Origin of the sequence: Pseudonocardia sp. WMMC193 (genome assembly GCF_021728735.1) — a bacterium.
Lineage (GTDB): Bacteria > Actinomycetota > Actinomycetes > Mycobacteriales > Pseudonocardiaceae > Pseudonocardia > Pseudonocardia oroxyli.
This window is the reverse complement of the sequence record NZ_JAKKDO010000003.1, coordinates 5,005,829-5,030,022: the sequence shown is the minus strand read 5'-3', so window position 1 is coordinate 5,030,022 and position 24,194 is coordinate 5,005,829. Positions and strand designations below refer to the sequence as shown.

At 67.5% G+C, this 24,194-nt stretch carries 14 protein-coding genes and 1 pseudogene; 3 read left to right on the top strand and 12 right to left on the bottom strand.

The features are described 5' to 3' along the window. Positions 1–58 precede the first annotated feature (58 nt). The 4 genes from L3X23_RS25870 to L3X23_RS25855 are packed head-to-tail and all read right to left on the bottom strand — an operon-like array spanning position 59 to position 7,538. Positions 59–2,125, bottom strand: coding sequence for an AIPR family protein (locus L3X23_RS25870; protein WP_237195282.1), 2,067 nt, complete (start codon positions 2,123–2,125; stop codon positions 59–61). After that, positions 2,122–3,141 carry a PD-(D/E)XK motif protein gene (locus L3X23_RS25865; RefSeq protein ID WP_237195281.1) on the bottom strand — a complete coding sequence of 340 codons (1,020 nt, stop codon included), beginning with the start codon at positions 3,139–3,141 and terminating at the stop codon, positions 2,122–2,124. The genes L3X23_RS25870 and L3X23_RS25865 overlap by 4 nt, the downstream gene beginning before the upstream one ends. Beyond that, on the bottom strand, positions 3,131–5,953 hold the full coding sequence (locus L3X23_RS36305; RefSeq protein WP_237195280.1) for a Z1 domain-containing protein: 2,823 nt from the start codon (positions 5,951–5,953) through the stop codon (positions 3,131–3,133). The genes L3X23_RS25865 and L3X23_RS36305 overlap by 11 nt, the downstream gene beginning before the upstream one ends. Before the next feature lie 34 nt (positions 5,954–5,987). Further along, positions 5,988–7,538 (bottom strand): ATP-binding protein, encoded by a 1,551-nt coding sequence (locus tag L3X23_RS25855; protein ID WP_237195279.1) that lies wholly within the window; start codon positions 7,536–7,538, stop codon positions 5,988–5,990. 409 nt (positions 7,539–7,947) lie between these two features. Here L3X23_RS25855 and dcm point away from each other — a divergent pair, with 409 nt between their 5' ends. After that, entirely contained in the window at positions 7,948–9,939 is a 1,992-nt protein-coding gene (gene dcm, locus L3X23_RS25850) for a DNA cytosine methyltransferase (protein ID WP_237195278.1), read from the top strand. A 4-nt stretch (positions 9,940–9,943) separates the two neighbouring features. Here the strand turns inward: dcm and L3X23_RS25845 are convergent, their stop codons facing one another. Both L3X23_RS25845 and L3X23_RS25840 read right to left on the bottom strand, forming a co-directional pair. Next, complete coding sequence (locus L3X23_RS25845) at positions 9,944–11,299, bottom strand: ATP-binding protein (protein ID WP_237195277.1); 1,356 nt, start codon at positions 11,297–11,299, stop codon at positions 9,944–9,946. 45 nt (positions 11,300–11,344) lie between these two features. Continuing rightward, on the bottom strand, positions 11,345–11,746 hold the full coding sequence (locus tag L3X23_RS25840; RefSeq protein WP_255735518.1) for a very short patch repair endonuclease: 402 nt from the start codon (positions 11,744–11,746) through the stop codon (positions 11,345–11,347). A gap of 882 nt (positions 11,747–12,628) precedes the next feature. Between L3X23_RS25840 and L3X23_RS25835 the strand changes: the two are divergent. Then, a pseudogene (locus L3X23_RS25835) lies at positions 12,629–12,899 on the top strand (transposase); the annotation flags it as partial. A 199-nt stretch (positions 12,900–13,098) separates the two neighbouring features. Here L3X23_RS25835 and L3X23_RS25830 read toward each other — a convergent pair. From L3X23_RS25830 to L3X23_RS25810, 5 genes are all read right to left on the bottom strand, one after another. After that, positions 13,099–14,223, bottom strand: a complete 1,125-nt coding sequence (locus L3X23_RS25830) for a glycosyltransferase (protein WP_237195272.1) — start codon at positions 14,221–14,223, stop codon at positions 13,099–13,101. After that, positions 14,220–15,020 (bottom strand): hypothetical protein, encoded by an 801-nt coding sequence (locus L3X23_RS25825; protein WP_237195271.1) that lies wholly within the window; start codon positions 15,018–15,020, stop codon positions 14,220–14,222. Before L3X23_RS25825 ends, L3X23_RS25830 begins: the two co-directional genes overlap by 4 nt. A gap of 43 nt (positions 15,021–15,063) precedes the next feature. Next, positions 15,064–16,473 carry an IS1380 family transposase gene (locus L3X23_RS25820; protein ID WP_237195269.1) on the bottom strand — a complete coding sequence of 470 codons (1,410 nt, stop codon included), beginning with the start codon at positions 16,471–16,473 and terminating at the stop codon, positions 15,064–15,066. A 338-nt stretch (positions 16,474–16,811) separates the two neighbouring features. Beyond that, positions 16,812–18,401, bottom strand: coding sequence for a YfjI family protein (locus tag L3X23_RS25815; protein WP_237195265.1), 1,590 nt, complete (start codon positions 18,399–18,401; stop codon positions 16,812–16,814). Then, the gene (locus tag L3X23_RS25810) at positions 18,398–19,270 is read right to left on the bottom strand and encodes a bifunctional DNA primase/polymerase (protein WP_237195264.1); all 873 of its coding nucleotides are present in this window, start codon (positions 19,268–19,270) and stop codon (positions 18,398–18,400) included. The genes L3X23_RS25815 and L3X23_RS25810 overlap by 4 nt, the downstream gene beginning before the upstream one ends. Positions 19,271–19,340: 70 nt before the next feature. On the opposite strand from L3X23_RS25810, the gene L3X23_RS25805 reads away from it, so the two are divergent. Next, positions 19,341–19,766, top strand: a complete 426-nt coding sequence (locus L3X23_RS25805; protein WP_237195263.1) for a hypothetical protein — start codon at positions 19,341–19,343, stop codon at positions 19,764–19,766. Positions 19,767–19,768: 2 nt separating this feature from the next. Here the strand turns inward: L3X23_RS25805 and mobF are convergent, their stop codons facing one another. Then, positions 19,769–24,079, bottom strand: coding sequence for a MobF family relaxase (gene mobF / locus L3X23_RS25800; RefSeq protein WP_237195262.1), 4,311 nt, complete (start codon positions 24,077–24,079; stop codon positions 19,769–19,771). Between the last annotated feature and the right edge of the window lie 115 nt (positions 24,080–24,194).

Below are 24,194 nucleotides of genomic sequence, written 5' to 3'. Positions count from 1 at the left end.
GGAGGAATGATCCGGGCTGCCCCCAGGCAGTCCTCTGGCACGGGTCCTCCATCCTCGATCAGGACTCGAACAGGTCAGACGGAAGTGGAGACTGCGGCTGGAACCCGGCCAGCACGGCCTCTTGAAGCAACGCCAGTCCCTGCTTGGCCTGACGATCAGTGGGTGCGAGCCCGCGTTCGGCTCGCCGCCCGAGGTTGAGGGCGAGCCCACGCTGGAAGGGTTCAAGCTGGTCGTTCTCCTTCGCCCAAGCTGCCGCCTCCAACCAGATGGGCGCGGCCACGCTGGCTGCGCGGTCGATGAGCGGCTGCGCTCGAGCAGCGTCCTGCAGCAGAGCCTGCTGCCGATCGCGGGACCGGACAGCGTGTCGGCCGAGCAGCTCGGATTCCAGCGCTGCAGGCACCGTCCAAGGGATTGCCTCTACCCGCATCCAGGCTTTGACGTTTTTGCACCACTCGCTGATGTTGGCCCCGTTCGGTGGCGTCACCAGCGAGGCCTGCACTGGCCGGCTCAGTTCTGCGATTGCATCGCGTAGTGCGGGGCTGAGCCCTTGAGTGAGCCAGATCGCATGCAGATCCAGGCGCTCGTCGGTCGCTCGGACCAGTCGGGCGATCGTGTAGCTGACCACCTGAGCGCGGTACCCGCCGTACTGCTGCGCGCTGACGATTCCTTCCGTCTGGCGGAACAGAATCGCCTTCGCTACGAGATTGCGGAAGCTTGTCTCGTCGACGACGGGCGGTGGCGTCGCATCGCTGATAGTGGCCATGAACTCACGGAAGTTCTTCTCCGCTCCCCTACTGACCAGGTGCGGCTTCTGGGCCCACGCGTTCTCAAATTTGGCCAGATCAGTTTTGGTGAACTTCTGCCGCGAGGGGTTGGCGAGCTTCCAGGCGCGTTGCTGCGCTGGTGTTCGTCGGGCGAGCTCATCGGCGTACTGCCCGCGCGCGCGTTCGTAGAACCAGTGGGTCTCCTGCCCGTCGCCGGTCGGTGAGGGTGCCCAGACCGAGCGCGACAGCTTCTCGACATCGACGTGGAATCCGTCATTCGAGGAGAAGTCCGCAGTGGTGACTTTGTTCTGTGTGTTGGAGTATCGACTGATTGAGGGGACGATTTCCAGCAGCCGCTCGGGCGAGACGACGGTCACCTTGGCCTGCACGAAAACCTTGCCAAGATCGATCTTTCCACGACGGGCTGTGGTGTGGATCGACGCTGTGGTCTGGCCGCCGTTCACGATCTGCAGGTCGTGGAGCCTGACGATACCCAGTCCGCCGTCGGGCGTCGTGGTGGTCTCCACTCTGCTGGCGGTGGCCGAGATTCCATTGTTGTAGGCCAGGAAGCGTTCCGGGTTGTTTATCAGAGTGTCTCTGATGCCGCGATTTACGGCGCCTTTGGCCTGCAGGAAGCTGCGTACATTGAGTTCGAGTAGGCGTGAGCCGAACTCGGCGTACAGGTTGTCGAGGACGCCGCCGGGAATGATGGTCATGAGTACGGCGTAGTCGCGGTCGGTTTCCGGTGTGCTGAGGCAGGCGAGAGGTGCGCCGAAACGCTCGACGAAGTCGACCACGATCGGCTCGTGCAGAGTCCCGCTCCGCAGCAGGCGGTGCAGGCGTTCGAGGTCCCAGACCTTGACCTCGGCCGCCATATCGGGACCGACGTCGGCCTCGAGCGTGCGGAGTTTGCTGAGCCCGTTGGTCAGTACGAAAAGCCGTACCTTCCGAGCGGTCTTGAGCGCTCCTTCGAGGTCCTGGACCATGTCGAACGCGGGGGAGGCGTCCTCGATCTGCTGGCTGTAGCCCTCGCGGCAGCGGCGGACGAAACCTGCGAGTCTGCGGACCGCGGTCTCGAGCTCGGTCTTGGTCAGGTTGTAGCGCGGGACGTCCTGACGGAACTGGCTGAGGAAGACGTCTACGGTGTCGCTGTCCGCATTGACACCGTAGCCGCTCACCTCTATGCCGCGGGCCCGGTGGTAGCAGGCCAGTGCATCGTCCGTCTCGCCGGCGTCGGTGAGGTGTTCGAGCATCCGCTGGGTGTAGGCCTCGACCACGGTGCTGTCGTTGGCTTCGGCGGTGAGGAGCGCGTCTTGGACGGTGTCGCGGGCGAAGTCGTCGAGTTCTGCCGGCGCCGTCATTCAGTCGTCTCCGTTCCCCCGCCTGCCAGGTCCGCCTGCAGCTCGGCGTCCTCGGCCCGCCAGGGCTCGCAGGCCGTGATCGCTATTTTGTACCGGACTGAACCGACTCCAGGCGAGAGCTGCCGTTCGATGATCCTCGGAAACTGATCTTCCACGCGGTAGAGCCCGGTCTCCCGGATGCTGTAGCGCGGTTCGTCGTAGAGGTAGCGCTGATGCAAGTGGTAGCCGTAGAGCGCAAGCCTGGCTCGGAGCAGGGTGAGCGCCGATGTGTCGGCCGCGACCGCGGCTTCGACGGCGGCCACGGAGTCGTTGAGCGACTCACCGTCGCCGCCTTGGCGCTCGTCGACCGAGACATGGAGGAGGTAGAGGGTGCCGGTGCCGGTCCCGTCGAGTTCCCGTTCGCTCGCGACCGTGATCGACTGTGGCTGAGGGCCGACGGTCGATTTGACCTCGACTGCGCAGCTCGGATATTGGAAGTCCTGGTGGGACCGGAGCGGCCCGGTCCAACCTTCGACCGCTTCCCTCGCTGGGAGGACCTCGAGGACTAGACCGCCGAGCAGATGAAGTTCTGCGAAGAGTCCGCGGCGGAACTCTGGGGACAGGCCGTCCTCGCGGATGGCCTGCAGGAGGACCCGCCATCGCTCGAGCTGCTCGAACAGCGCGGCTGTGGCCTGATGGTCATCTTCGGCCGCCGCTGCTGCGGCCGCCACATCACTTGCGAGGACGCTGAAGACGTCTGTGAAGGCAGGGTCGGCGAGGCTGATCAGCACGCTCATGCGCGTGCCCTGACGGCTGCGTTGTGCCTCAATTCGGACTGCCCGGGACTGGACCAGGGACGGGAGGCTGTCGGTGGGTCGCCAGACCCGCTCGAACTTCAACGTTCGTGTCATGGTCGTGCGGTCCAGCACGGCGTAGAGGTCACGTCGGGACTCGGGGTGGAGGCGTTGGTAGACGGTTGCGGCCCCGCTTGTCGCCGTGAGGGCGTCCCAGACCCGCCCCAGTGGCTCAGTCGTCATCGTCCGGGTCCTCATCGTCGAGATCGGGGAGCTGCAGCTTCTGCCACACCTCATTGACGGCGTACTCGGCGGTGACGTTGTGGACGGAATGGGGGAAGCTGATTGCGAAGCCGACCATGGGCTGAGGTACGGCGTCCCTGTATTTGCTGTTGTCCAGCAGGTAGAGGATCAGGAGCGGCTGGTCGTTACGACGCTGTCGACGGAGCTGGGTGCCAGCGGGCACCGAAGGCTCCTTCTGTCTGCCTCGCGGGTCCTTGTTGTAGTCGTCAACAGTAGCCTGCAGTGCCGCTTGCCGCTGTTCAGCCTCCAGATTCTGCCACTCGTCGGCGGGGCTGAGGACGCGGCGGATGACGTAGCGACGTTCTTCCCGGATCTGGTCCAGCCGCTTATCGAGCTCCTCTTCCCCGTGCTTGGTGAGCAGATCACGCAGCGTTAGTCCGATTTTAAGATGTGCCACCGAGTCCGTGCCGTTCCTCCGGCTACGGTTGTCGACGAGCATGACATCCCAGGTGCGGAGCTCGTCTTGCTTTTGGCACTCGCGGACATAGCCGGCGATTAGGTCTGGGCGAGAACGAACAGCCTGTGCGTCCCCCCTGTACTTCTCCAGGAAACGGAGGATCTCATCTACCGCCACCTGCCTCCAGAGATGGTTCTTGTTTTCAGTGAGCTCGGGCTCGCCGAGCCCGGAGCAGAGAGTCTCAAGGGCAGCCCGGTTCGCATCCAGGGCAGAAGGTTGGGTGTCAAAAACGATCGTCTCTGGGATGCCTCCGCTGAAGGAGAGCCGGACACGCTGCGCACGCCGCATCTTGTTGGCTGCGGTGATGCTGAGGCCGGCGGCGGACGTTCGGACTCGGAGCCCGAAGTCGGCCGGGGTCGCGCGCTGCGCGGCCATGTCCTCCAGCATTCCTCGCAGCTCATCGGACGCCTGGGTGATCTCCCTGTACCAGGAGTACAGGTCGGTGGTGGTGTAGAGCCTGCAGAGGTCCTCGTAGCGGGGGCGGTAGCCGAACCACCGACCCATCTGAAGCAGGGTGTCGTACATCAGGCTGGCACGCAGGTAGTAGCTGACGCTGAGCCCTTCGAGGGTGAGGCCGCGGGAGAGCTTGTTCCCGCCGACAGCCACCACGGACAGGCCCTCCCGGCGTCTCTCGTAATACTCGAGGGCGTCCTTGGCCTGGCCGTTCATCACTCGGAGCTCGATCTTCGAGATGGCAGGGAGTAGCTGGGCTTTGACTTCCTCCCAGGAGACCGTCACAAAGTCCCCCTCGGGGAACTTCGCGGTGGTTACCACGAAGTCGTCGAACCACAACTGCTCGAGTTCCTCGATGAGCTTCGTGGGCCGGTCGCCGTCGCCGTAGCGCAGCCGGTCCTTCAGTACTGAAAGCTCGTCCCCCACCTGTTGCGCAACTCGTGCCTGCACGTCCTGGAAGCGGCTGACGTGGACCAGCATCGAGTTGTGCTTGTTGACATCGCCCCGAGCACGCCTTGCTGCGCAGGTCAGCACGAAGGCGCGCAGTGCCGTCTTTAGGGACTCGGGCAACGATGAGGGCGGGTTCCAGGTCTTGTCGTGCTTGTCCGGCATCCAGGTGGTCTGGTCGTTGACGACACGATGGATCGGCAGGGGAGGCTCCCCGCCACTATCTCCCTCATCCAGCCCGAACACCCGTTCCGGCCCGAAGTAGTTTGTCGGGGGACGGAGGACGTCGATAAAGCTGCGCGGGAAGACGTCTCCCCCATATTTGGAGTGCTCGCCTTCGGCCTCGACGTAGAGGTTTGCGTATGGTGTGGCGGTGTAGCCGACGTACGCGCTCTTGGCGAAGGCGTGGAGGATCTTCCGCAAGCTGCGGTTGACCGCGGGCGGGTCGGTCTCCACGCGGGTCAGCTTTCCGGTGTTGATGGAGGCGTTATCCGCCTCGTCGTCGATGACCAGCAGCGGAACATCCCGCACGATCATCCGGCCGTCGGCGTCGGGGGTGCCGTGGATTGTGGTCACCCAGTCGTGGATGTTCGTCAGGATCCCGGCGTGCTTCTTGACGACCAGGACCACCGGGTAGTCGCCGATCGGCAGGGCGAGCTGCCTCGCTGTGGCTGCGCGGAAGTCGCCTGCCTCGGCGCTGGTCGTCAGGGAGGCCGCGTTCAGTCTCTCGAATCCGACCATGGCGCCCACACCGATGCGATGCTGGTTGTTGTCCTGGTCGATCCGCTGCAGGTACTGCGTGTCGATGCCGAGGAAGCCCTCGTCGAGGCGGAGTTGTGTCTGGCTGCGCAGCGAGTTGTGGATGCCTGCGAGGACGAGGATGAGCTTGTAGCCTGCGTCGGCGGCCTTGCAGATGAGTCCCGTGTAGTTGCTGGTCTTTCCCGACTGGACCTGGCCGACGACTAGGCCCCGCCGGTCCCATTCTCCCTCTCTGGCCGGCGACTCCAGCTTCCCGAGTGTTCCGTCGGTGAGGTCGTCGAGTCGGCGGATCACTTCACGCGGGAGGAGCTCGACATCCTCGAGGTAGCGGCGGTAGCGCCCCCAGAACTTCCACTGGATGGAGTCCTTCGCCTCCGCCAGCCACGGTTCGTGCCCTCGTGAGTCGACCAGGCTGCTGGCCGCGGGTTGCGAGACGACTACTCGGGCCTCGACTTGGCGGATCACGTCCGCTGCATCCGGCAGCGGCCGGTCGGGGTGTGAGAGCGCGAGCACTCCCAGAATGGGCCCGACCCTGGCCTCGATGACCTCTCGCGTCCACACCTCGCCCTGCACAGCGGTGTTGAGGACCAGCCGGATGGCGTTGTCGAGCATCTCGCTGTCGACGGTGGTGGTCACGCACGGCCTCTCTTCGTGGTGTGGGCGGGAGCGGTCAGTCCGACTGCTGGTCCAACTGGACCGCCAGGCCGGGGAACTGATCGAATGGGGGCATCGCGAGGAGCCGTTGCAGTGCCTGCTCTCCTGAGCTGCCCTGGCTCACGAGTGCCTCCAGCACCTCGCCAGCCATGTCGAGCACGGCGGCGGGAGCCGAGCCGCGGTCGTCTGGCGTCACGGGGCCAGGCTCCGGCGCCATCCTGATCTGAGCCACCGGCAGCGTCTGCTCGATCATCGCAATTAGTGCGTTGACCGCTGGACGCACGTCGGGGTGGCGTGTGAGCAGGTCGACGATGAGCGGGTGTGCGCGGTTGATCTGGTAGCCGGCCACGCCGAACCGGCTGGTCTGACGCCAGGTCACGTCAGGGGTACCGGTCTGCCGTCGTACGACGGGGCGGCCACGATGTGACATCACCGCCGCAGCGCGCTCCCGGGTCGCACGGGCGATCCTTCGCAGGTGCGGCGCGAGGGACGGGGGCGCGGTCGCTGAACTCTTCCGCACATCGATCGACCAGTCCACGTCGTGGGCAGCGTCGACGTCGACGGCAATTCGCGCCAGCTTGTGGCGCTCATCGCGACGGAATCCCAGCTGCAGCCAGCCTCCGGCGACGATGAGACGGTCCCGCCGGTAGATGTAGAAACCCTGCTGGTCGAGCCAACCCCTCGGTCCGCCAGCCAGCTCGTACTGGCTATCGCTGAGGCGGCTCCTGTGCGGCAGGACGTAGCCGCTGATCACAACGCCGGGGACTGGATGTTCGCGTGGCAGCCGGTCGACCCAGTTGTTTGTGTCGAGGAAGGGGTCCCACGGCTCTACGATGTTGCCGTTGACGGCGAGTCGCAGGGGATTGCGACGGCGAGTCAGATAGCGGGCGAAGACCATCCCGAGGTGGGCTTCGATGCGCCCAAGGTGAGTGTGGAACTCCTTCTGCGCCCAGGCGTCCTCTGCGACTGATCCGGGCGCGACGAGCTGGGTCAGGTTGCGCCACAGCACAACCGTCCCGGGTCCGGGACGCCCACCGGTCAGCTCCGCTAGGCGCGGTGCCGCGTCCGGAGGCGGCTGGCGCAGGAGCTGCCAGTCGCCCGCAGCGAGGACGTGGTCGATGTCCCAGGTCCTGTTGATCCACTCGCCCCCGTCGTCACGACGCGTCGCGACAACCAGTTGGCGGCATTGTGAGAAGGACGCGGATTTGAGGCCCATGCCGAATCGGCCCAAGTCGCGCGCCGAGCGGTCCGTGTCGAGTCCGCGGCCCCCAACTGTCATGCCGTGAAGGAGGGCTGTCTCATCCATCCCCTCGCCGTCGTCGCTGACGCTGACGCTCGAGTTCTCCACCCCGCCCCAGTGGAAGTCGATGTCGATGTTCTGCGCGCCGGCGGCGATACTGTTGTCCACGAGGTCGGCCACCGCCGCTTCCGGCGTGTAGCCCAAGGCCATCAGCGACCGGATGGTCCCGCCCGGGTCCGGCCGCAGCAGGTCGAATCCCCATTGCGGGGTGTCCGGCGTGCCACCGCCTGTGTCGCGCTGAGCCTCGAACGAGGTCAAATGCAGCACCTGCCGGACGCGGCCGCGCCCAGCGGCTGCACGGACTGGAGTGGCAGCGTGACCGGAGCGCAGGGTGGCACAGGGAGTGAGGTTATCGACACACTCGGCTTTTGTCCCACCCCGGCCCGTTGTGGCCCTCTACATACCCGCCACCACAGAGGGGCACCTGAGCATGTATTCACGGAGCGCCCGTTGCAGTGACTCCGGAACAGGACGGGCGATAGTGGCCCATCGCGTAGGCCTAGCAGGCCCTGGGGTCAGCGGTTCCAAGTAGGACGACAGGACGACGTTGTCGATCTTCCTGGGCGTGACACCTCCGTGAAGGGCGTAACAACCTGCGGTGCACCTAGGCACTCCGATCGACTGCGAGTTCCTGTCGGACAGGACCTGTAGGCTCGCAGGCCGGAGAGGGGGACTGGTGACGGTCTCGGAACGACGGCAGGCCTACGGGGTGCGGCTGGTCCGCGGACCGTTCGTCAAGCTCGATGCCCACAAGGATCACTGCAGCACGGCAGACGAGCTGGCTGAGCTCGTCACGCGGCTACGGACCACGGAGCCTGCACGTCCGCTGGCCGCAGATCTCTTCAGCGGGGCCGGGGGCCTCAGCCTCGGGCTGGAGGCCGCGGGATTCAAGGTCGTCCTCTCCGTGGACCACTTCGCGGAGGCCGTCGAGACGCACGCCCACCACTTCGGCGGTCTCAGTGTCGACTGGGACATGTCTTCGCCCGAACGGGTCGAGGAGGTCGCGCGGCTGATCCGGGACAACGGAATCGAGCTCTTGGCAGGTGGGCCGCCCTGCCAGCCGTTCTCGAAGGCCGGCCGGTACATGATCCGTCACCGCGTCCATCACGGACTGAGGGATCCGCACGACGAGCGCCGCGACCTGTGGCGCTCGTTCCTAGAGGTCGTGCAGCTCGCCCGCCCCAGGGCGGTCCTCATGGAGAACGTGCCGGACATGGCCTTGGACAAGGAGATGTTCATCCTCCGCGCCATGGTCGAGGAACTCGAGCAGCTCGGGTACAGCGTCGAGGAACGGGTCGTCGACACCTGGCGATACGGGGTACCGCAGTTCCGGCAGCGTCTCATTCTCGTCGCGGTGGAGAACGGCCGACGGTTCACCTGGCCTGCCGAGGCCGCCGAGCGCGTGAGTGTCTGGAACGCCATCGGCGAGATGCCGGAGGTCGAGGGCGGGTGGCGACCGGCAGGCGGTGCGGAGGGCTGGACTGAGTACACAGAGCCCGTTACGGCCTTCCAACGCCGCATGCGCGACGGCGTCCCCGAGGCAGATCGCAATAAGCTGTTCGACCACATCACCCGGCCGGTGCGCGAGGACGACGCACTGGCGTTCGAGCTCATGGACGCCAAAACCAAGTACTCGGAACTGCCCGAGGAGTTCAAGCGCTACCGCGACGACATCTTCGACGACAAGTACAAGCGCCTCGACGAGAACGACCTGTCGCGCACCATCACCGCGCACATCGCGAAGGACGGCTACTGGTACATCCACCCACGTCAGAACCGGACGCTGACCGTCCGGGAGGCGGCGCGACTGCAGACCTTCCCCGACTGGTACCGCTTCGCCGGACCGCCTTCCGCAGCATTCCGCCAGATCGGTAACGCCGTGCCCCCCGCCTTGGCGCAGCACCTCGGCGGGTCGATCCGCGAGGCGCTCAAGGCCGACGTTGAGCAGGGCCGCTCCACGCAGTGGATCGCGTCCACGCTGTCGTCCTGGTACGCGGGGCGTTCGAAGGACAAGCGCCGACTGGCAGTGCCGTGGCTCGTGTCAGGCAACAGGTGGCATGCGCTTTGCGGTGACATCCTCTTAGACCGTGCCGAGCCAGGTCCCGCGAAGTCCGTGTGGTGGGTGATCCAGACCTGGGACTCGCCGGCAACGACCCTCGCCAAGCCGGAGGACGTGCGAAGTGCATGCGCGCACGTCAAGCGGGAGCACCGCGTCTCGCAGATCCTGAAGCTCGCAGCATGGTTCCGCGACCGGCCAGGCGCATTGGCACAGGCGGATGTGGAAGCCAGCGGCGTGCCTGGCTTGGCGGAGTCGGTAGCCGACCTCGTCACGCTAGTGGTGGACTCCGTCCTCACCCCGGACGGAGAGACCGTGGCTTCCTCCGAGCCCGTCCTGGTCACGAAGGGCGTGCTGCGAGTCGCGAGCCGTTTCACCGGCGACCCGGTTGATCGCCGGAACAAGCTCACCGACGGCAGGCTGGCAGTCGCGAGAATGGTGGGAGGCGGCCCGAACGCACGTCAGGCCCACCTTGCGCTGATCGAGCTGGCCGCGTCAGTGTGCCGTCCGATCGACCCACGCTGCAGCGACTGTCCCCTCGCGTCCGCCTGCACAAGTTCCAACGCAGAGGAGCAGCACGCGGGGCACCTCTTCAGGCTGCCACCGGAGTAATGCGTTAGAGGTCTGCCAGGCCCAGTGTCTCGATGATGTCGGGCGCCTCGTCGGCAATCACCTTCACGATCCGTCTCAGTGCCTCGTAGTCGCCGCTCTGCACTGCCGCCGTGCGCAGAGCGAGCCCGACCATCCTTGACGCTCTATCGCCGGCCGTGGCGGCTGCTCCCCTGTCGGAACGATCTGCAGCGGGGGAACCTGTGACTTGAGAGTCCGCCGCAGGCGCGGGATCGCGGTGTACCGGAAGATTGCCACGCGACTGGGCGCCCGACCGGTATGCCGCCTCGGCGGCCATGCAGGCCTCGTGCACTGGCCGTTCGAGCATCTGACGCAGTTCCGCGGGCAACGAGACCCTCATCTTTGCGACATTGATGTTGAAAGCGGGATCCAGATCAGCGTCGAAGCTCAAGGCGACCCGGGCCAGCTTCGTGTGCTCGTCGATCGCCCGAAGCCCGGCCCAGCCCCCCCACTGCACGAGCCGGTCCGCCCGGTAGATGTAGAAGCCCTGCTGGCGGTTCCACTTCAACGGCCCCGCCAGGCGTTCCCACTCCTCCTGGTCCATCCGGTTGCGCGCTGGCAGCACATGACGAGACAGCTGGACGGTCCCCACGCGGTCCCCCACCGGGATCTCGAAGGACAGACCTGGCATCTCCTGTGAAGGCGCGGCGGGGGATCCAAAGGGGTTCCACGGCTCGACGGATTTGCCGTTCACGACGAGTGTGAACCGTCGCTCTCCAGCCCCTTCTTCGAGGAACCGGTGGAACACCATCGCTAGATGGCGGGCGGTCTTTGCAGCTGCCGCCTCGATCCTTCGCTTCGCCCAGCCACCGTCTGGCCGGTCGTTCGGCAGCACACGGTCAAGGTTCTCCCACACGACGACGGTGCTGAACCCCTGCAGGAGCATTTCGCGTGCCGCCCGCACGCCCGCCGTGGCTCCCGGATCACAGATGACCCAGTCGTCCCACTCCTCGATGAGGTCGAGGTCGAGCTGTCGGACGAAGGTGCGGGAGCCCTCCGGTCGTCGACTCACGACGGTCAGGCTGCGGCACTGCGACAGCGAGGCGGTCTTCAGACCAAGCCCGTAGCGGCCCAGATCCCTGGAGCCGTATGTCTGCCGACTGCCGAACCGCAGCGCCTCGGCCAGCTGACCGGGCCCCATCCCGCATCCGTCGTCGGCGATGAGGACCCTGGAATCGGCTCCGGCGAACTCGACCCGCACCTCGATCCGGCCCGCACCCGCCGCCACGCTGTTGTCGACGAGATCGGCCACCGCGGACGGGAAGTCATAGCCGATGTCACGCAGGGAGTTGGTAAGACGTGCCGCTGACGGCGCAACTGTGAGATGCCGCAGCACACTCATCGACCCACTCCCCTACCACCGACCACGACGACCGCCGCCAGGGTCTCACACCTCCTCGCCGAGAGATCGTCCGACCCGCCCTCGGCCGGTGGACTCCCTCCAGAGCGCTTCGATCCGGTCGGCAGCGACGGCTACCGGCTCGTGCTCCCAGACATGCAGAACATTCCAGCCCAGCGCAGAGAGCTCCCCGTCCTTCCGACGGTCGCGCAGGACGTTCCCGTCCAGCTTCTCCAGCCACCATTCGCGATTGTTCTTGGGGATCGTGCCGTGCTCGGGGCATCGATGCCAGAAACATCCGTCCACGAAGACCGCAAGCTTAGCCCGCGTCAGGACGATATCGGGACGCCCCGGCAGCTTCGGATGCAGCCGGAATCTCATCCCCCGAGCATGAAGTTCGCGACGTATCAGCAGTTCCGGCTTAGAGTCCCTGCGCGGCATTCGGCTCATCTGAGCAGTCACCGCCGCACTCTTGGGCAGAGGATTCCGACCGGCGGACATTGATTCTCCGAACTCGCCCAAAACTCTCGTGCACCGCGGACTCATCGCTGCCGCGTGCCGCCTGACTCGATGGTACCCCCACCCCCGATTAACAGGACATCGTCCGTCATCCACGGGTCCAAGCTCGAACCCAGCGGAGCACCTAGCCGAGGGCCCCAATAACCCGCAAGCCGGTCACGAGGTCGAGGTAGTGATCTACCTGCTGCCGATCAGACGCTTCGAGCATCTCGAGATTGAGACCCCTCGCATGAGACAGACGAGCGCCTCGAGCCAATCTCACCCTATCATTCCTGTAATAGAGTGCCGATCGTTCGACCCTTCGTGGGCGCATTCGCGCTGCATGTCGACAGTGGACGCAAAGCTGAGTGGTGCGACACATCTTGCCCATGCATGGCCAAGATGCCCGCTAAAGAAGCTGCGATCACGATGGTCCCGCCTAACGATTCCCGCGGCCGAGCCCGGGCAACCCTCCACTCACCGTGCGAACCGAACCACCAGCGGTCCCCCGCGGTTGCACGTTCTTTACGGTGACGATCTCCTTTCCACACTCGCATGTTCCAATCGCGGTGCGAGTGTAGAGGTAGCGACTCAGACGGACATAGGTCGCGCGCATGCTAACGCGTTTGTCACAGCCTCCTCGACAGTGGGTTTTACATACGATGGTAAACGTCGGCGGAAGCCGCTTCTTCTCAGTCAGACGCTTGGCCATCTGGGCACGGTACGCGGGTCGCAAGCGCCGTGTCAGGTGTCGACACAAAGCTGTCGTTATCCGCCGTTTGACTCGCCCTAGGTTCGGTGGAGGCTCCTGACCTTGGAAACGAGGATGGAGCCATGCTGAGGGGGCAGTCGCCGGGCAAGCCGACCACGCGTCGCTACTCCGAGGAGGAGAAGGCCGCCGCGGTGCGGATGGTCCGCACCCTGCGAGCGGAGCTGGGCCACGATCACGGGACCGTGAAGCGGGTGGCCGAGCAGCTAGGCTACGGGGTCGAGTCGGTGCGCTTGTGGGGTCAACCAGGCCGACGTCGATGGCGGTCACGCCCCCGGAGTCACCACCGGCGAGGCCGCTCGGGTTCGCGAGCTTGAGCAGGAGATCCGCGAGCTGTGCCACCACCCGGGCCCGGTTGCCGCACCCCGCCGAGCACCACTCACCCCAGCCCGCTCGCCCTGGCGCACCGGGTACCCGCCAACGCCGCGAGCTCCTCGCCAAACAGAACCGCTCCGATCCCGGTGGCGTCCGGGCAGGATCGTCGACGACGAGATCTGCCCACCGTCGAGCGCAGCGAAGATGTGCGCAGGTACGGCTAGTCCGAACTAGGGGACGCGAGCCCCCAAACCACCGCCCCCGCACATTCGCGGCTATGAATTGGCGGTCGCTGCGGCGCCGGTAACGCGGCCGCCGCGCCGAGAATGACTCCATCAGCAGAGCGGTCGTAAGCAGCCCGTTCGCAGGCGTCCAGTCTGACAGCTAAGCCGTTCTTAACGGCCCAATCGATGTTTCCCACTTCCTGCATTCCCCGCTCAGCGGTAAGCCCAAGCGGCCGCCCGAGAGATGCAGCTTCCATGATCGTCGCCGGGCCCGCCTTTGAAATAATGAAACTTGCGCGACGCATGTACCCCGAGAGGTCCTCGACCTTCGGCAGTACGGTGACCGAGTCACCCTCAAATAGCCTATGCAGCCTCATCCGAAGCCTGCTGTTGTCACCCGAAGCCACCACCACTTCAGCTCGCGGATAGCGGTCGACGAGCCAACGCACGGTTTCTTCGATAGGACCCGCTCCAGCTCCGCCCCCAAGAACCAGATACGAGATCGACGGAGCTTCAAGGCGATTACCCGAGTTCGGCAATGTAAAAGGATCCGCTCGAAACAGTGAACGGACCGGATAGGTAACAAGATGGAGCCTTGCTTCAGGGGCTCCAAGCTGTGCCAACCTCAGCTTCGCCTCAGGTGTCGCAGCGATGTAGGCATCGAGAGAATTCGCAAACCAGGATGCGTGTATCGACACAAGGTCCGTAACAACCACAGCTAGACGAAAGTTGACTCGGCCACGTCGCCTGATCAAGGCAAGGATCTGAGCGGCGAACGGCGCTACGACAACCAGCACATCTCCGTGCTGGAATCGAAATTTCTGACAGATGGCACGTCCCGCGATTAGAGATAGAAGAGAGGAGATCACGCCGGACGTCAGCCTAGTATTCGTCAGCCGGTAGGCCAAATTATACGGCAGTACGAACCTGGCCGACAGCCAACGATACAAAGCTGGCAGAGATCCCAGCAGCCTGTTGAGTGACACGTCAAATAGATCTACCTTCTCAACCAGCGGCCGATTAGTTGCCTCGTTAGCCGCCAGCTCGTCAGCAATCGCATCGGCAACAGCTGCGTGACCGCCGCCCGCCCTTGAGTAGACCAGAATGATTCGAGACATCATCCGCGATTCGCGTCGACGCTCAGTCCGATGTATAGGCTGCTTACACGTGCAGCGACGGCGAGCACGACGATCATGATCACGACAGGAGACCAGTACAACACTCTGGTCAGCACCGAAAGGTCCCACGATTGCACAGAAACGACCGCCAGGTAGGTCACGAAAGCTAGATTTGGAACTATTGTCATCCCGTACTTCGAGGCAGCGATGGGTGCGGTCCAAGCGAGATTTCCTGAACTGCCCTGCTGCTGAATGGAGCGATAAGCACCCCAGCCGAGGGCATCACTACGGACCCCTTCTGTACTGTGAACGACTCTGGAGATTTCGGGACGCAGGCGTCCGTCTATGTAGGCGTAGATATTCGCAATGTTCATCTCGTGATCGAGAGTCATTAGTGCGAACGCCGAAAGTACGATTGAAGCAAGTGGAAAGTAGGGCCTCAGTGCGACGAAGAGGTCATCCTTCCCGTAGAGACCCGCCCCGGCGACGGCTGCGGCTGCGATGAAAGCCACGGCAAAGTTGGTGATTTCCTGTTGCTTCTCGATCCGAGACTTGACCTCGTCACGGAGCGCACGGTACTCGGTAACAAGTACGTCGTACTCTAACGAACGAGAGGCTTCCGAAACGCCTTCGACCCCCTGAAGCGTGAGCGGGACACGAAGGTCACTTCTACTAGCCCAGATCTTTCGTCCCGTGGCCTTGGCTTGATCAACACCGGTGCTGGTCGGTGTGATGTGGTGGATTCTGCCCTCGGGGTATGACAGTTCGGCCGAGGTCGCTCGGGTGGGCGCCGGTTCCACTGGTCCGGTCGGGTTCTCGGTCGTAGTGTCGGTGAGGGAGTGCTCAGCCGGGGACGGCGAGCGTGTGCAGCGCGGTGAGGCCGTCGCGGAGCAGCCCGGCCCAGGGTGCGTGCGCGGGCAGGTGGAGCACGGTCCGGCGGGCGTGGCGGGCTCGCTGGGCGGGGATGGAGAACAGCCGTAGGCGCAGGCGTTTCGGTTCCCAGCGCCGCGCGGGGTGGTCGGTGTAGGCGAGCATCTGCGCCCAGGCGGTGATCTCGCAGGCGAGCGCGACCACGGCTTGCCAGATGCGGTTCTGGTCCAACTCGTGCAGCGGCAGGTTGGTCAGCCCGGTGTCCTTCGCCGCGCGGATGCGGTCCTCGACGCGGGCGCGGCGACGGTGCCGTAGTTCGAGGTCGGCGAGCTGGCGACCCGGGCCGCCGGGTCGGGTGTTGGTGGCGAAAGCGGTGTAGCGCAACCCGTCCTGGTCGGTGATCCGCAGCTGGGCGCCCGGGTGCGGCCGCTCCCGGCGGACGATCACCCGCATGCCGTCGGGCCAGGACGCCAGGTTCATCAGCCCGGTGGCCTCGATGACCCAGGCGCCGGGGCGGGGCTCGCGGTCGGCGTCCAGCGCGGTCTGCCAGTCGTCGGCGGGGAGCGCGGCGAGCTGGTCGACCAGGGCCTGGGTCAGTCCGAACCCGACCGAGTAGGACAACCGCTGCCCGTGCAGCCAGTCCAGCAGCTCGTGCGAGGCGCCGGCACCGTCCACGCGGATGAGGACCTTGCGACCGGGCCGGTTGCCGGGCCTGTGATCGGGGAGCTGGCGCAGCGCGGACCGGATCACGGTGATGTGGTCGGCGGCGGTGTTCGATCCGGCGTTGCCCGGGCGCAGCAGCGCGGCCAGCGGCTCACCGGTGCCCGCGGCGCCATGATCGGCGAAGGCCCACAACGGGTGGTGACCGAAGCCCTTCTTGAACGTCGGCGCGGCGCCCTGCTTGTCGGAGTGGGCGGTCACCAGGGTGGCGTCCACGTCGATGACCAGCGGATTCGCCATGTCGGTGTCGTGATCGGGAGCCGCGTCCCCGGCCAGTGCCCAGGCCTGGGCCCGTGCTGCAGCGCGAGCGGTGTCGATCGCCGCCGACACCGCGGCAGCGTCGGCGGCGAGGCGGTCGATGGTGCGTGACACCGTCGGATCCGAGGCCACCGACCCGAACAGGGCGGGCTCGGCGCGCAGCAACGCGATGTCGGACAGGCAGTCCCCGCCCACGGCCAGCGTCAGCGCGAGGTCGAGCAGGACCTTCGCCGGGTCGTGGACCGCCAACCGCGGCCGCCACGGCCCCAACGCCCCCGACAGTCCTCGGTCGAGTCCGACCTTGGCGATGGTCTCGGTGAGCAGCCTCGTCCCGGCATGAGACACCACCGTCGTCGCGGCCGTGTCGAGGTCCGGGCACGGGTAGAACCCGATAGTCTTCTTCACCTGGAGGGTGCTCCTGCTCTTGGGCCGATGGAGACTTCAGCAATCCCCATTCTCCCTGCTCAGAGGCACCCTCCAGCCTTCTGACACGCCACATCCGGCGAACCACGATGAAAGCCCCGGGCTAGTTCGCCATCTCCAGAGGGCGGTCAAGGCGTCTCCTAGCTCTGCTGCCTCGCCGGCCAGCTTTCGCTTCGGGCAAGTTGGGCGGATCGTACGACCTCCGTTTCCCTGGCCACCACGACCAGGACAGCCGGCTCTGGCAGGAGAAGCAGGAGGACTCCTGGCGGCGTCCAGCCCGAAGTTCGTGCCGCAGAAGCCGCAGAAGCCGCAAAAGGTGGTCACAGCTGGACTTCTGCGGCTTCTGCGGCTTTCGCGGCACGGGGATGGACCTCCCACACCGGCGAGGACGGACGACCGCCGGTCGGTGCGGCGGGAGCGGCGCGGCGGAGGTAGCCGTGGGCTTCGAGGAGGGTGAGCGGGGCTTCGAGGTCGGTGACCTTGCGAAAGCGGGCGCGCGAGAGCCCGGTGAAGGCGTCGCGGCGGGTGAACCGCTCGGAGCCGGTTCGGCTGATCCAGTCCAGGACGGCGTGGGCGTCGTCGATGGTGAGGTCGGCGCCCATCTGGTCGAACACGGCCAGGGCGTGCCCGAGGTAGTAGTGCCCCAACCGTGCGGCGCCGTCGAGGTGCCGGGCCGGGATCGGCTGACCCCAGCCGGTGGGCAGCACGTCGGCGACGTACAACAGCCCGGCCAGCCGTGCGATCGCCCCGTTGAGCTTCGACGCCCAGTCCGCCATGTGCGCGAGGTCGGAGTGCGGAGCCAGGCGGGGCTCGAGGCGCCGTTCGAGGTCGAGCATCTGACGGTCTGCTTCCCCGCCCAGCCTGAGACGCAGAGGGTCGGTGTGGTCGGCGAGGAGCAGGACGAGCCTGCTCAGGCGGCTGGCGTAGGTCTTGTCGACCGGGGCCGGGACCGCGGGCGCGCCGACCTGGCGGCGCCCGACGGTGTTCTCCGGGAGTGAGTAGAGGATGCGAGCCAGCAGGCCGCGGCCGCTGAAACCTGGGATGCGGGCGATATCGGCCAGCACCTCGGGCTGTACTGCGAGGCCGAGGGTGAGTGCAGGGGCGGCGACGTGCTCGGCCGGGCGCCCCTTGCGGTCCACGCGCAGCAGGTCCCCGGCGTGCCCCTTGAGAAACACCTCCAGCGACGGGATCCCGCTGGAGTAGCGGCCGGCCAGGGTGCTGAAGATCCCACCCTCGGCCGACAACACCGCCAACCGCCCCTGCTGTTCGGCGAGCAGCGACGCCGCCGCCTCGGTCGTGATGTCGTCGGCGATCAGCCGCGGCACCGCCGACACCGGCCGCTCGGCCTGGAGTGTGGCGTCGGTGGCTGCGGCCAGAGCTTCGGCGCGGGCGGCCGGGTCGCGCAGGTTCGCCGCGTCGAGCGCGCGGCGCTCGGCCTCCTTGGCCGCCATCTTGCGCGCCAGCTCGGCCTCGACGATCCGCGGCCGAGCCGCCTCGATCAGCTGCTGCTCGGCCTCCAGCAACGGTGCGGTCATGGCGGCGAACACCGCACTCTTGCGCGAGCCCGGCGCCATCGCGACCACCGTGTACAGGTTCAGTGGCTCCCGCCACCCTGGCCGGATCTCGATCTCTGCCCGCCCACCCGCGGCGGTGGACAGCGCGGCGAGGGCGAGGCAGCCGGGCAGATCGAGCGGGGTCTGGGTGAACTCCGCGACCGCCAACACCATGTCGCCCACCCACGGCGGGAGCGCGTCGACCGGGAACGGCGGCACCAGCCGCCGCGGGGTCAACGGTGTCGGATCCGAATCCCACCCCTGCACCTGCGGTGTGTTCTCACCATGGAGGACGGCGAGCCGGTGGTCGGCGTCGAGGCCGGCGAGGATGTCGCGGGCGCTGCGGCGCTGGGTCACGGTCGCTCACTCCCCACCGGGGTCGCACGCGGCTGGCGGGCGCCGGCGGTCAGGCCGGAGCGGATCGTCCGATCGGCCTCCCCGGCCGGGAGACCGACCGCCGCGGAGGCTTCGGCCAGCGCGGAGCGGGCCAGCCCATCCGGGAGAAGCCCGGTGGCGACGAGCTGTCCGAGCGCGAATGCCGCCTTGTTTAAGGTGGCGTTGCGACTCCCGCAGCTTGAGCTCAGGACTCGGTCGAGCTCGCCGCGTAGCGCCGCGGCGGCGTACTGCGAGCGCCGCCCGACGATGTCCAGGACCGGCCCCAGCTCCGGCCGCGGTGCGGTCTTGTCCTGCAGGAGCGCGGAGATCCAGGTGGGCAGTTCGGCGACCTGGTCGTGGTCGTTGCTGCGGTACCGGCGGCCCCGCACCACCGACCCGGCCGCCACCACGTAGCCGCCGGAGGCGCGGACGTCGAGCAGCCAGCCAAGCCGTCCGACACTGTTCTTGATCCGACAACCCTCAGGCGCGGTGAAGTACCAGTGCTCGCCGCCGGAGGGAGTCTGCGTGGACAGCGTCTCCCACGGCAGCGGCTCGTCATGGTCGGCAGCAAGCGCGGCCAACACGTCGACGCCGTCACGGATACCGGGCCTGTCCCACTCCGGTGGACGGACCGAGCCGTGGTCGGAGGTGTCCAGATCGAGAACCACCAAACCCGAAGGACCACAAGCGATCGCCACGTTCAGACGAGGCTGCTGTGACCACGCCTTCCGGATCCGTGCGGGATCGGTGGTCGCCCGGGCCTCCCAGTCGCGGATAGCGGGTCGCTTGTCCCCGGGTCGCAGGGGGAAGACGTGCCAGCCGCGGGCGGCATGCTCCAGGGCGGCACGCATCAGCTGATCAGCCACGATCATCTCCAGTCAGCGGTGTCGAGGTGCCTGCGTGTCGTGGGACTCTGGGTGGGTGCGCGTGACCGAGCGCGATCTGCAGCGGATCCCGCCGGGAAACCTCCGGGTGCCCCGCGGGGAGTTCGGCGCGCTCTGGACTGCCGCTGAGGAGCTCAACGCCGCCAACGGTGAGCGCGGGGGCTTGGACTGGGCTCCGGCTGGGGTGGCGCTGACGTGCCGTTGGCTGGCCCGCGCGGTCAGTCAGACGTCGAACGGGCGGCGCATTCCCACCCCGGCTCCGGTCACCGATCGTGCCGTCCTCGCGTTCGAGGAGGCCATCGAGGCCGAGTACCTGGCGGCGGAGAAGCTGCTCGCCCGCCCTGTGACGCCGGCGATGGTCATCACGCAGCCGGGCTACGTCGAGGCTGTGGCGGCGACGCTGCGGTGGGCGTGGCGGGTACAGGGCGCGGCCCCGGTTCTGGTGCCGGTCGCTGCTGGCTGAGGTCACGTCCGCTCCCAGGCGCTGTCGTCGAGAGCCCCCTGCTCGTCGGTGGTGTCGTGGCTCGGCGAGCGCCACGCTTCGGCGGCGAGTTCCTCGGCCTCCCGGCTGCCGTCGTAGATGTCGCGGGCGTGGATCTCGGCCAGGGCGCGGTGGGCCCGGTCGATCGCGGCCGAGGTCTCGTCTGCCGTCGGGACCCGCACGGAGTCCTCGTGGCGAAGCCGGTCCTCGCCCGCGGCGGTCTCGCGGATGTCCACCACCGGATCCACGCTGCTTGCGTCGGAATCGCCTCGGGTGTCGTCGAATTCGTAGTCGGCGACGAAGTCGCGGTGCCGCTCGTCCTCGATCTGAGCGTCGCGGTGCGCAGCCAGCCACTCCTCAGCAGTGACCCGCGGGTCCTGGTCGGTGTCGTCGGCATGGCGCAGGGACAGTTCGACCTGGGCGCGTTCCCCGGCCGCGCGGGTTCCCGCGGTATGCGCGAGCCACCGGGCGCGCGCGTCGTCGAGCTGCTGAAGCTCGGCGGCGCGCTTGTCGAGGAGCTCGGCGAGCGCGGTCGCGGCCCGGCTCTGGCCGGTGAGCTGTTCACTGTCGGCACCGTCGAGGTCGGCCTCGGCAGCGAGCATGGCGGCTCGATGTCGTTGAGTCTCGGCGGCCTGGTGGGTACCTGCGAGCTCGTTGGCGACGTAGCGGGGCCCCCATGCGGCTTCCCGTTCGGCCGCTCTGATCCGCATGCGGAGCTGACCGTCGGACATCTCGACCTCGTCGCGGTCGATCTCCGGGCGCCCGAGCGCCCGCCAGGCGTCCCGATACGCGGCGAACGCCTCGACCTGACCCGGCGCCGGGGCAGGCCCGAGCGCGTCGGCGTCGTCGGTGTGGCCGCGCAGCTCCCGGTACGCCTCGACTCGACCCACGTCGGAGCGCCACCGGCGTAGATCGACCAGATCTGCGGGGGGCTCGCCGAACTCGCGCACCGCCCAGCCCGGCGGGTCCGCGACCGCGGCGTCCGCGAGCCGAGCAGTCCGGTCATCGGCAGCCTCGGCAAGACGGTCGAGGTAGGCCTGCCACTCCGCATCGTCCACGCGCGGGGTGCGCTCAGCCCAGCTGCTGGTAGCGGGGTCGAAGCGGTACCGGTCAGTGATGCGCGAGTAGATGACGTTGGTGGCGTTGCGGACCCCGTCCAGGGACCTGTCGGCGATGGCGTCGGTGAGGACCTGACGGGGGTCGTGACCGGCGAGCTCGGCCGAGCGCAGGACGCGAGTGAGGGACGCGGCGCCGTCCTCGGCCGCGATCCGGGCCCGGTCCCGAATGGACAGGGTGCCGTCAGCGGCGAGGTCGTCCAGCCACGTCGCGGTCCGGTGGGTCCCAGCGAGTTGAGCGGCGTCAGCAAGCAGCTCCGCCGGGGTGCACACCGACTGCGTCTCGTCGGTCGAGCGGGTCGCGGTTGTGAGCGCGGAGCGCTGCTCGGTGTGCCCGTCCGGGTCTAGGACTGCGGCGAGTGCGGCGACTGGGTCCCGGCGGACGGTCTGGTCCGGGCGGCCGTCGGCTGGGTCCTCGACGACGGTCTCGGTGGCGATGTGGGCGGTGTTGTTGTCCCGGCCGCGGGACATGCCGACGTAGAGGGCCGAGGGGGCGGTGCGCGGGGTGACCACGGTGTGGCTGGTGTCGACCGTCGCACCCTGCGCGGAGTGGACGGTGGAGGCATAGGCGAGTGCGACGTTGTCGGTGACGTAGCCGGCGGGCAGGACGATGGGTTGGCCGTCGCGGGTGGTGACTTCGAGTGTGCCGTCGTCGCGGACAGCGGTGACCTGGTAGGTCTCGCGGTTGATCGGGCCGCGGTGGTTGCCTTCGACCCCGGCCAGGTGCCAGCCGTTCGCTCGCGCCTCGACCAGATCCCCGACACCGGCGTAGGTGCCCTGCAGGCCCAACGGGACCCCGTGCTCGGCGACTCGGCCGAGTCGGACGAGCTCGGCGCGCAGCTGGGCGGACAGGCGGGCGGCTTGTTCGTTGGTGTCGACCAGCAGTAGCGACCGCCGCCCGGCGAGGGTGTCGGCCAGCCAGGCGCGGGAGGCGGAGGCTTCGGCTTGGTCGGGGGTTCCGGAGTCGAGTAGTCGGCCGTGGCGGTGGTAGTCGCCCAGCACCCGCTCATCTCCCGCCCGCAGCCGCAGGGACGCGGCGCGTTCCCACTCGGCCGAGAATCGGCGGGCGTCGGCGAGCTCGTAGCGCGCCCCCGCTCCGGCGAGCATCTCCATGCTGCCGCCGGCGCCGACGGCGGCGAGCTGTTTGTGGTCCCCGACCAGCAGCAGCTTCGCCCCGGCGTTGTCCACATGGGTGTGGATGGCGGCCAGTGCGGTGGTGTCGGTCATCGCGGATTCGTCGACCACGACCAGGTCCCCGGCCCGCAGCCGCCACGCCGAGTCCTCGTGGTGGGCTTGGGCCTCCGCTGTCGGCGCGGAGAACCGGTCCTGGGTGGCCAGCCAGCGGGCGACATTGCGCGCGGTCAAGCCCTCCCCGGCGAGGACATCGGTCGCCACCTGCGAGGTCGCCAAACCGAACACCCGCCGCTCCCCCGCATCCCCGTGCAGCGTGGGGTCGGTCCAGGCTTTGGCGAGGGTGCCGACGACGAACGACTTCCCCGTCCCCGCCGGGCCCACGAGGGATTCCAGCCGCGCTCCGGAGGTGAGGACTCCGCGGACGGCGGCGGCCTGGTCGGCCCCGAGCTCGATCCCCGACTCCCGCAGCCCCTCGAGGAACCGTGCCGCCTGGTGCGGCGCGAGGGCGGGGCCGTCGCGGTCGGCGGTGGCGGCGACGAGGATGCGTTCGGTGCGCAGCTGGTCCGGTGTCGCGAACAGTCGCCCGCCGGGGGCTTGGTAGGCGGAGTCGCCGTTGGCCAGCTGCAGCTCCGCCGGGAGCGCCGAGGCGCCGGGGCGTTCGGCGTCGAGTGCGACGGCGTAGCGCAGGCCCTCGTCGGCCAGGTCGTCGAGCAGCCTGGAGACGTCGGCGCCGTCGGTGAGGCCAAGATGATCCGGGAGGGCGGCGTTGATCGCCCGGGTGAGGTCTGATCGGGTCCAGCCGGACTTGCGGGACTGGACGTCGGCGAGTGCGGTCTCGATGACCGCCTGTGGCGACCACGCCTGCGCCGAGGAACCCGATCCTCGTGCGTCGAGGGCGGAGCGGGCGACACCGGCGAGCCCATCAGCCACTTCGCTGCGGAGGGTGGTGTCGATGCGGTCGAGGAGCTGCGTGCGGGTCTCGCCGTCGTGGGTCTTCAGCCGCCGGGTCGCAAAGGTGGCCTGCCTGGACAGCCGGTCCCGCTCGAGCCCGTTCGGGGCCCGCCCGAACCGCTCCTCGAACGCGCTGATGAGTTCGGTGGCCTTGGCGGTGACATCGCGGCGGCGTGATGAGATCAGTGCCATGGCCTCCGGCGCCACCCCGACGACCTCGCGGGAGCGGCCGTCGGGGCGGGTGGCGAACCGCACCCCAAGCGCGTGGCTGAGGCGTTCCTCGGTGGTGCGTTCGGCGACCGCGCCAGCGGCGCCGCGCCACCGAAAGATCGAGCGCCCGTCGAGGGTGCGCCAAGCCCCGTCCGGGCCCTGGACGCGGTTGAGGATCGGGTTGTGGATGTGCAGCTGCGGATCGTGGTCGCGCGAGTCGTGCTGGAAGAACGACGTCCCGATCCAATCGTGCGCATCGACATACCGCCCGGCGGCGCCGCCGTGATGGCCGATCCGGGAGTAGCCGGCCTTGTCCGACAGGTACTCCAGCGCGGCGTTGTTCCCCGCCCAGATCGCATCCTCCACCGCGCCGCGGAACCGGCCCCACGCTTCGGCGGTGTCGAGGTCTCCGGCTGTACGGGCTCCCTGCTCTTCGGCGTTGAATGCGGTGTGCAGCAGGGTCACCGACTTCTGAACGCTGAACGTCACGTCCAGGAAGGCGACGTTCTGCCGGACCTTCTTGCCCGCCTCCACACGGAGCTCGGTTCGGCGTTCAGGGCTGGCGTTCGGCTCGTGTTCAAGGGCCAGGCTGTACAGCTCGTCCTCGGTCTTGAACCTGCGCCCGGTGTGCCCCAGCGTGGCGACCTCGTCCCAGCGGGCCGGATCGCGAAAGCCCTCGGCGCGGGGGTCGAGGAACCTCTCGAACACCGCCCGCATGTCCTGCGCGTCGACCAGCCCGGTGAGACCGAGCTGCTCGGCGCCGCGGCCCCACCAGCGTCCGGGTGGCTCGCCCTCGGTGACCGCGCCGGTGTAGTAGTTCTCGCGCCCGGTGGCGACCTCCTTGAGGAGGTAGTCGGGGCTGTAGCCAGGCCCGACGGTCAACATCCCGACCACCCCGAAACGATCATGGAAACCTGGGTACGAAGATCAACGAAACCTGGCGCGCCCACCGTCGCTCGCCCCGGACGACCGGAGGTCGGACGGCCCCTTCGGATCGTGA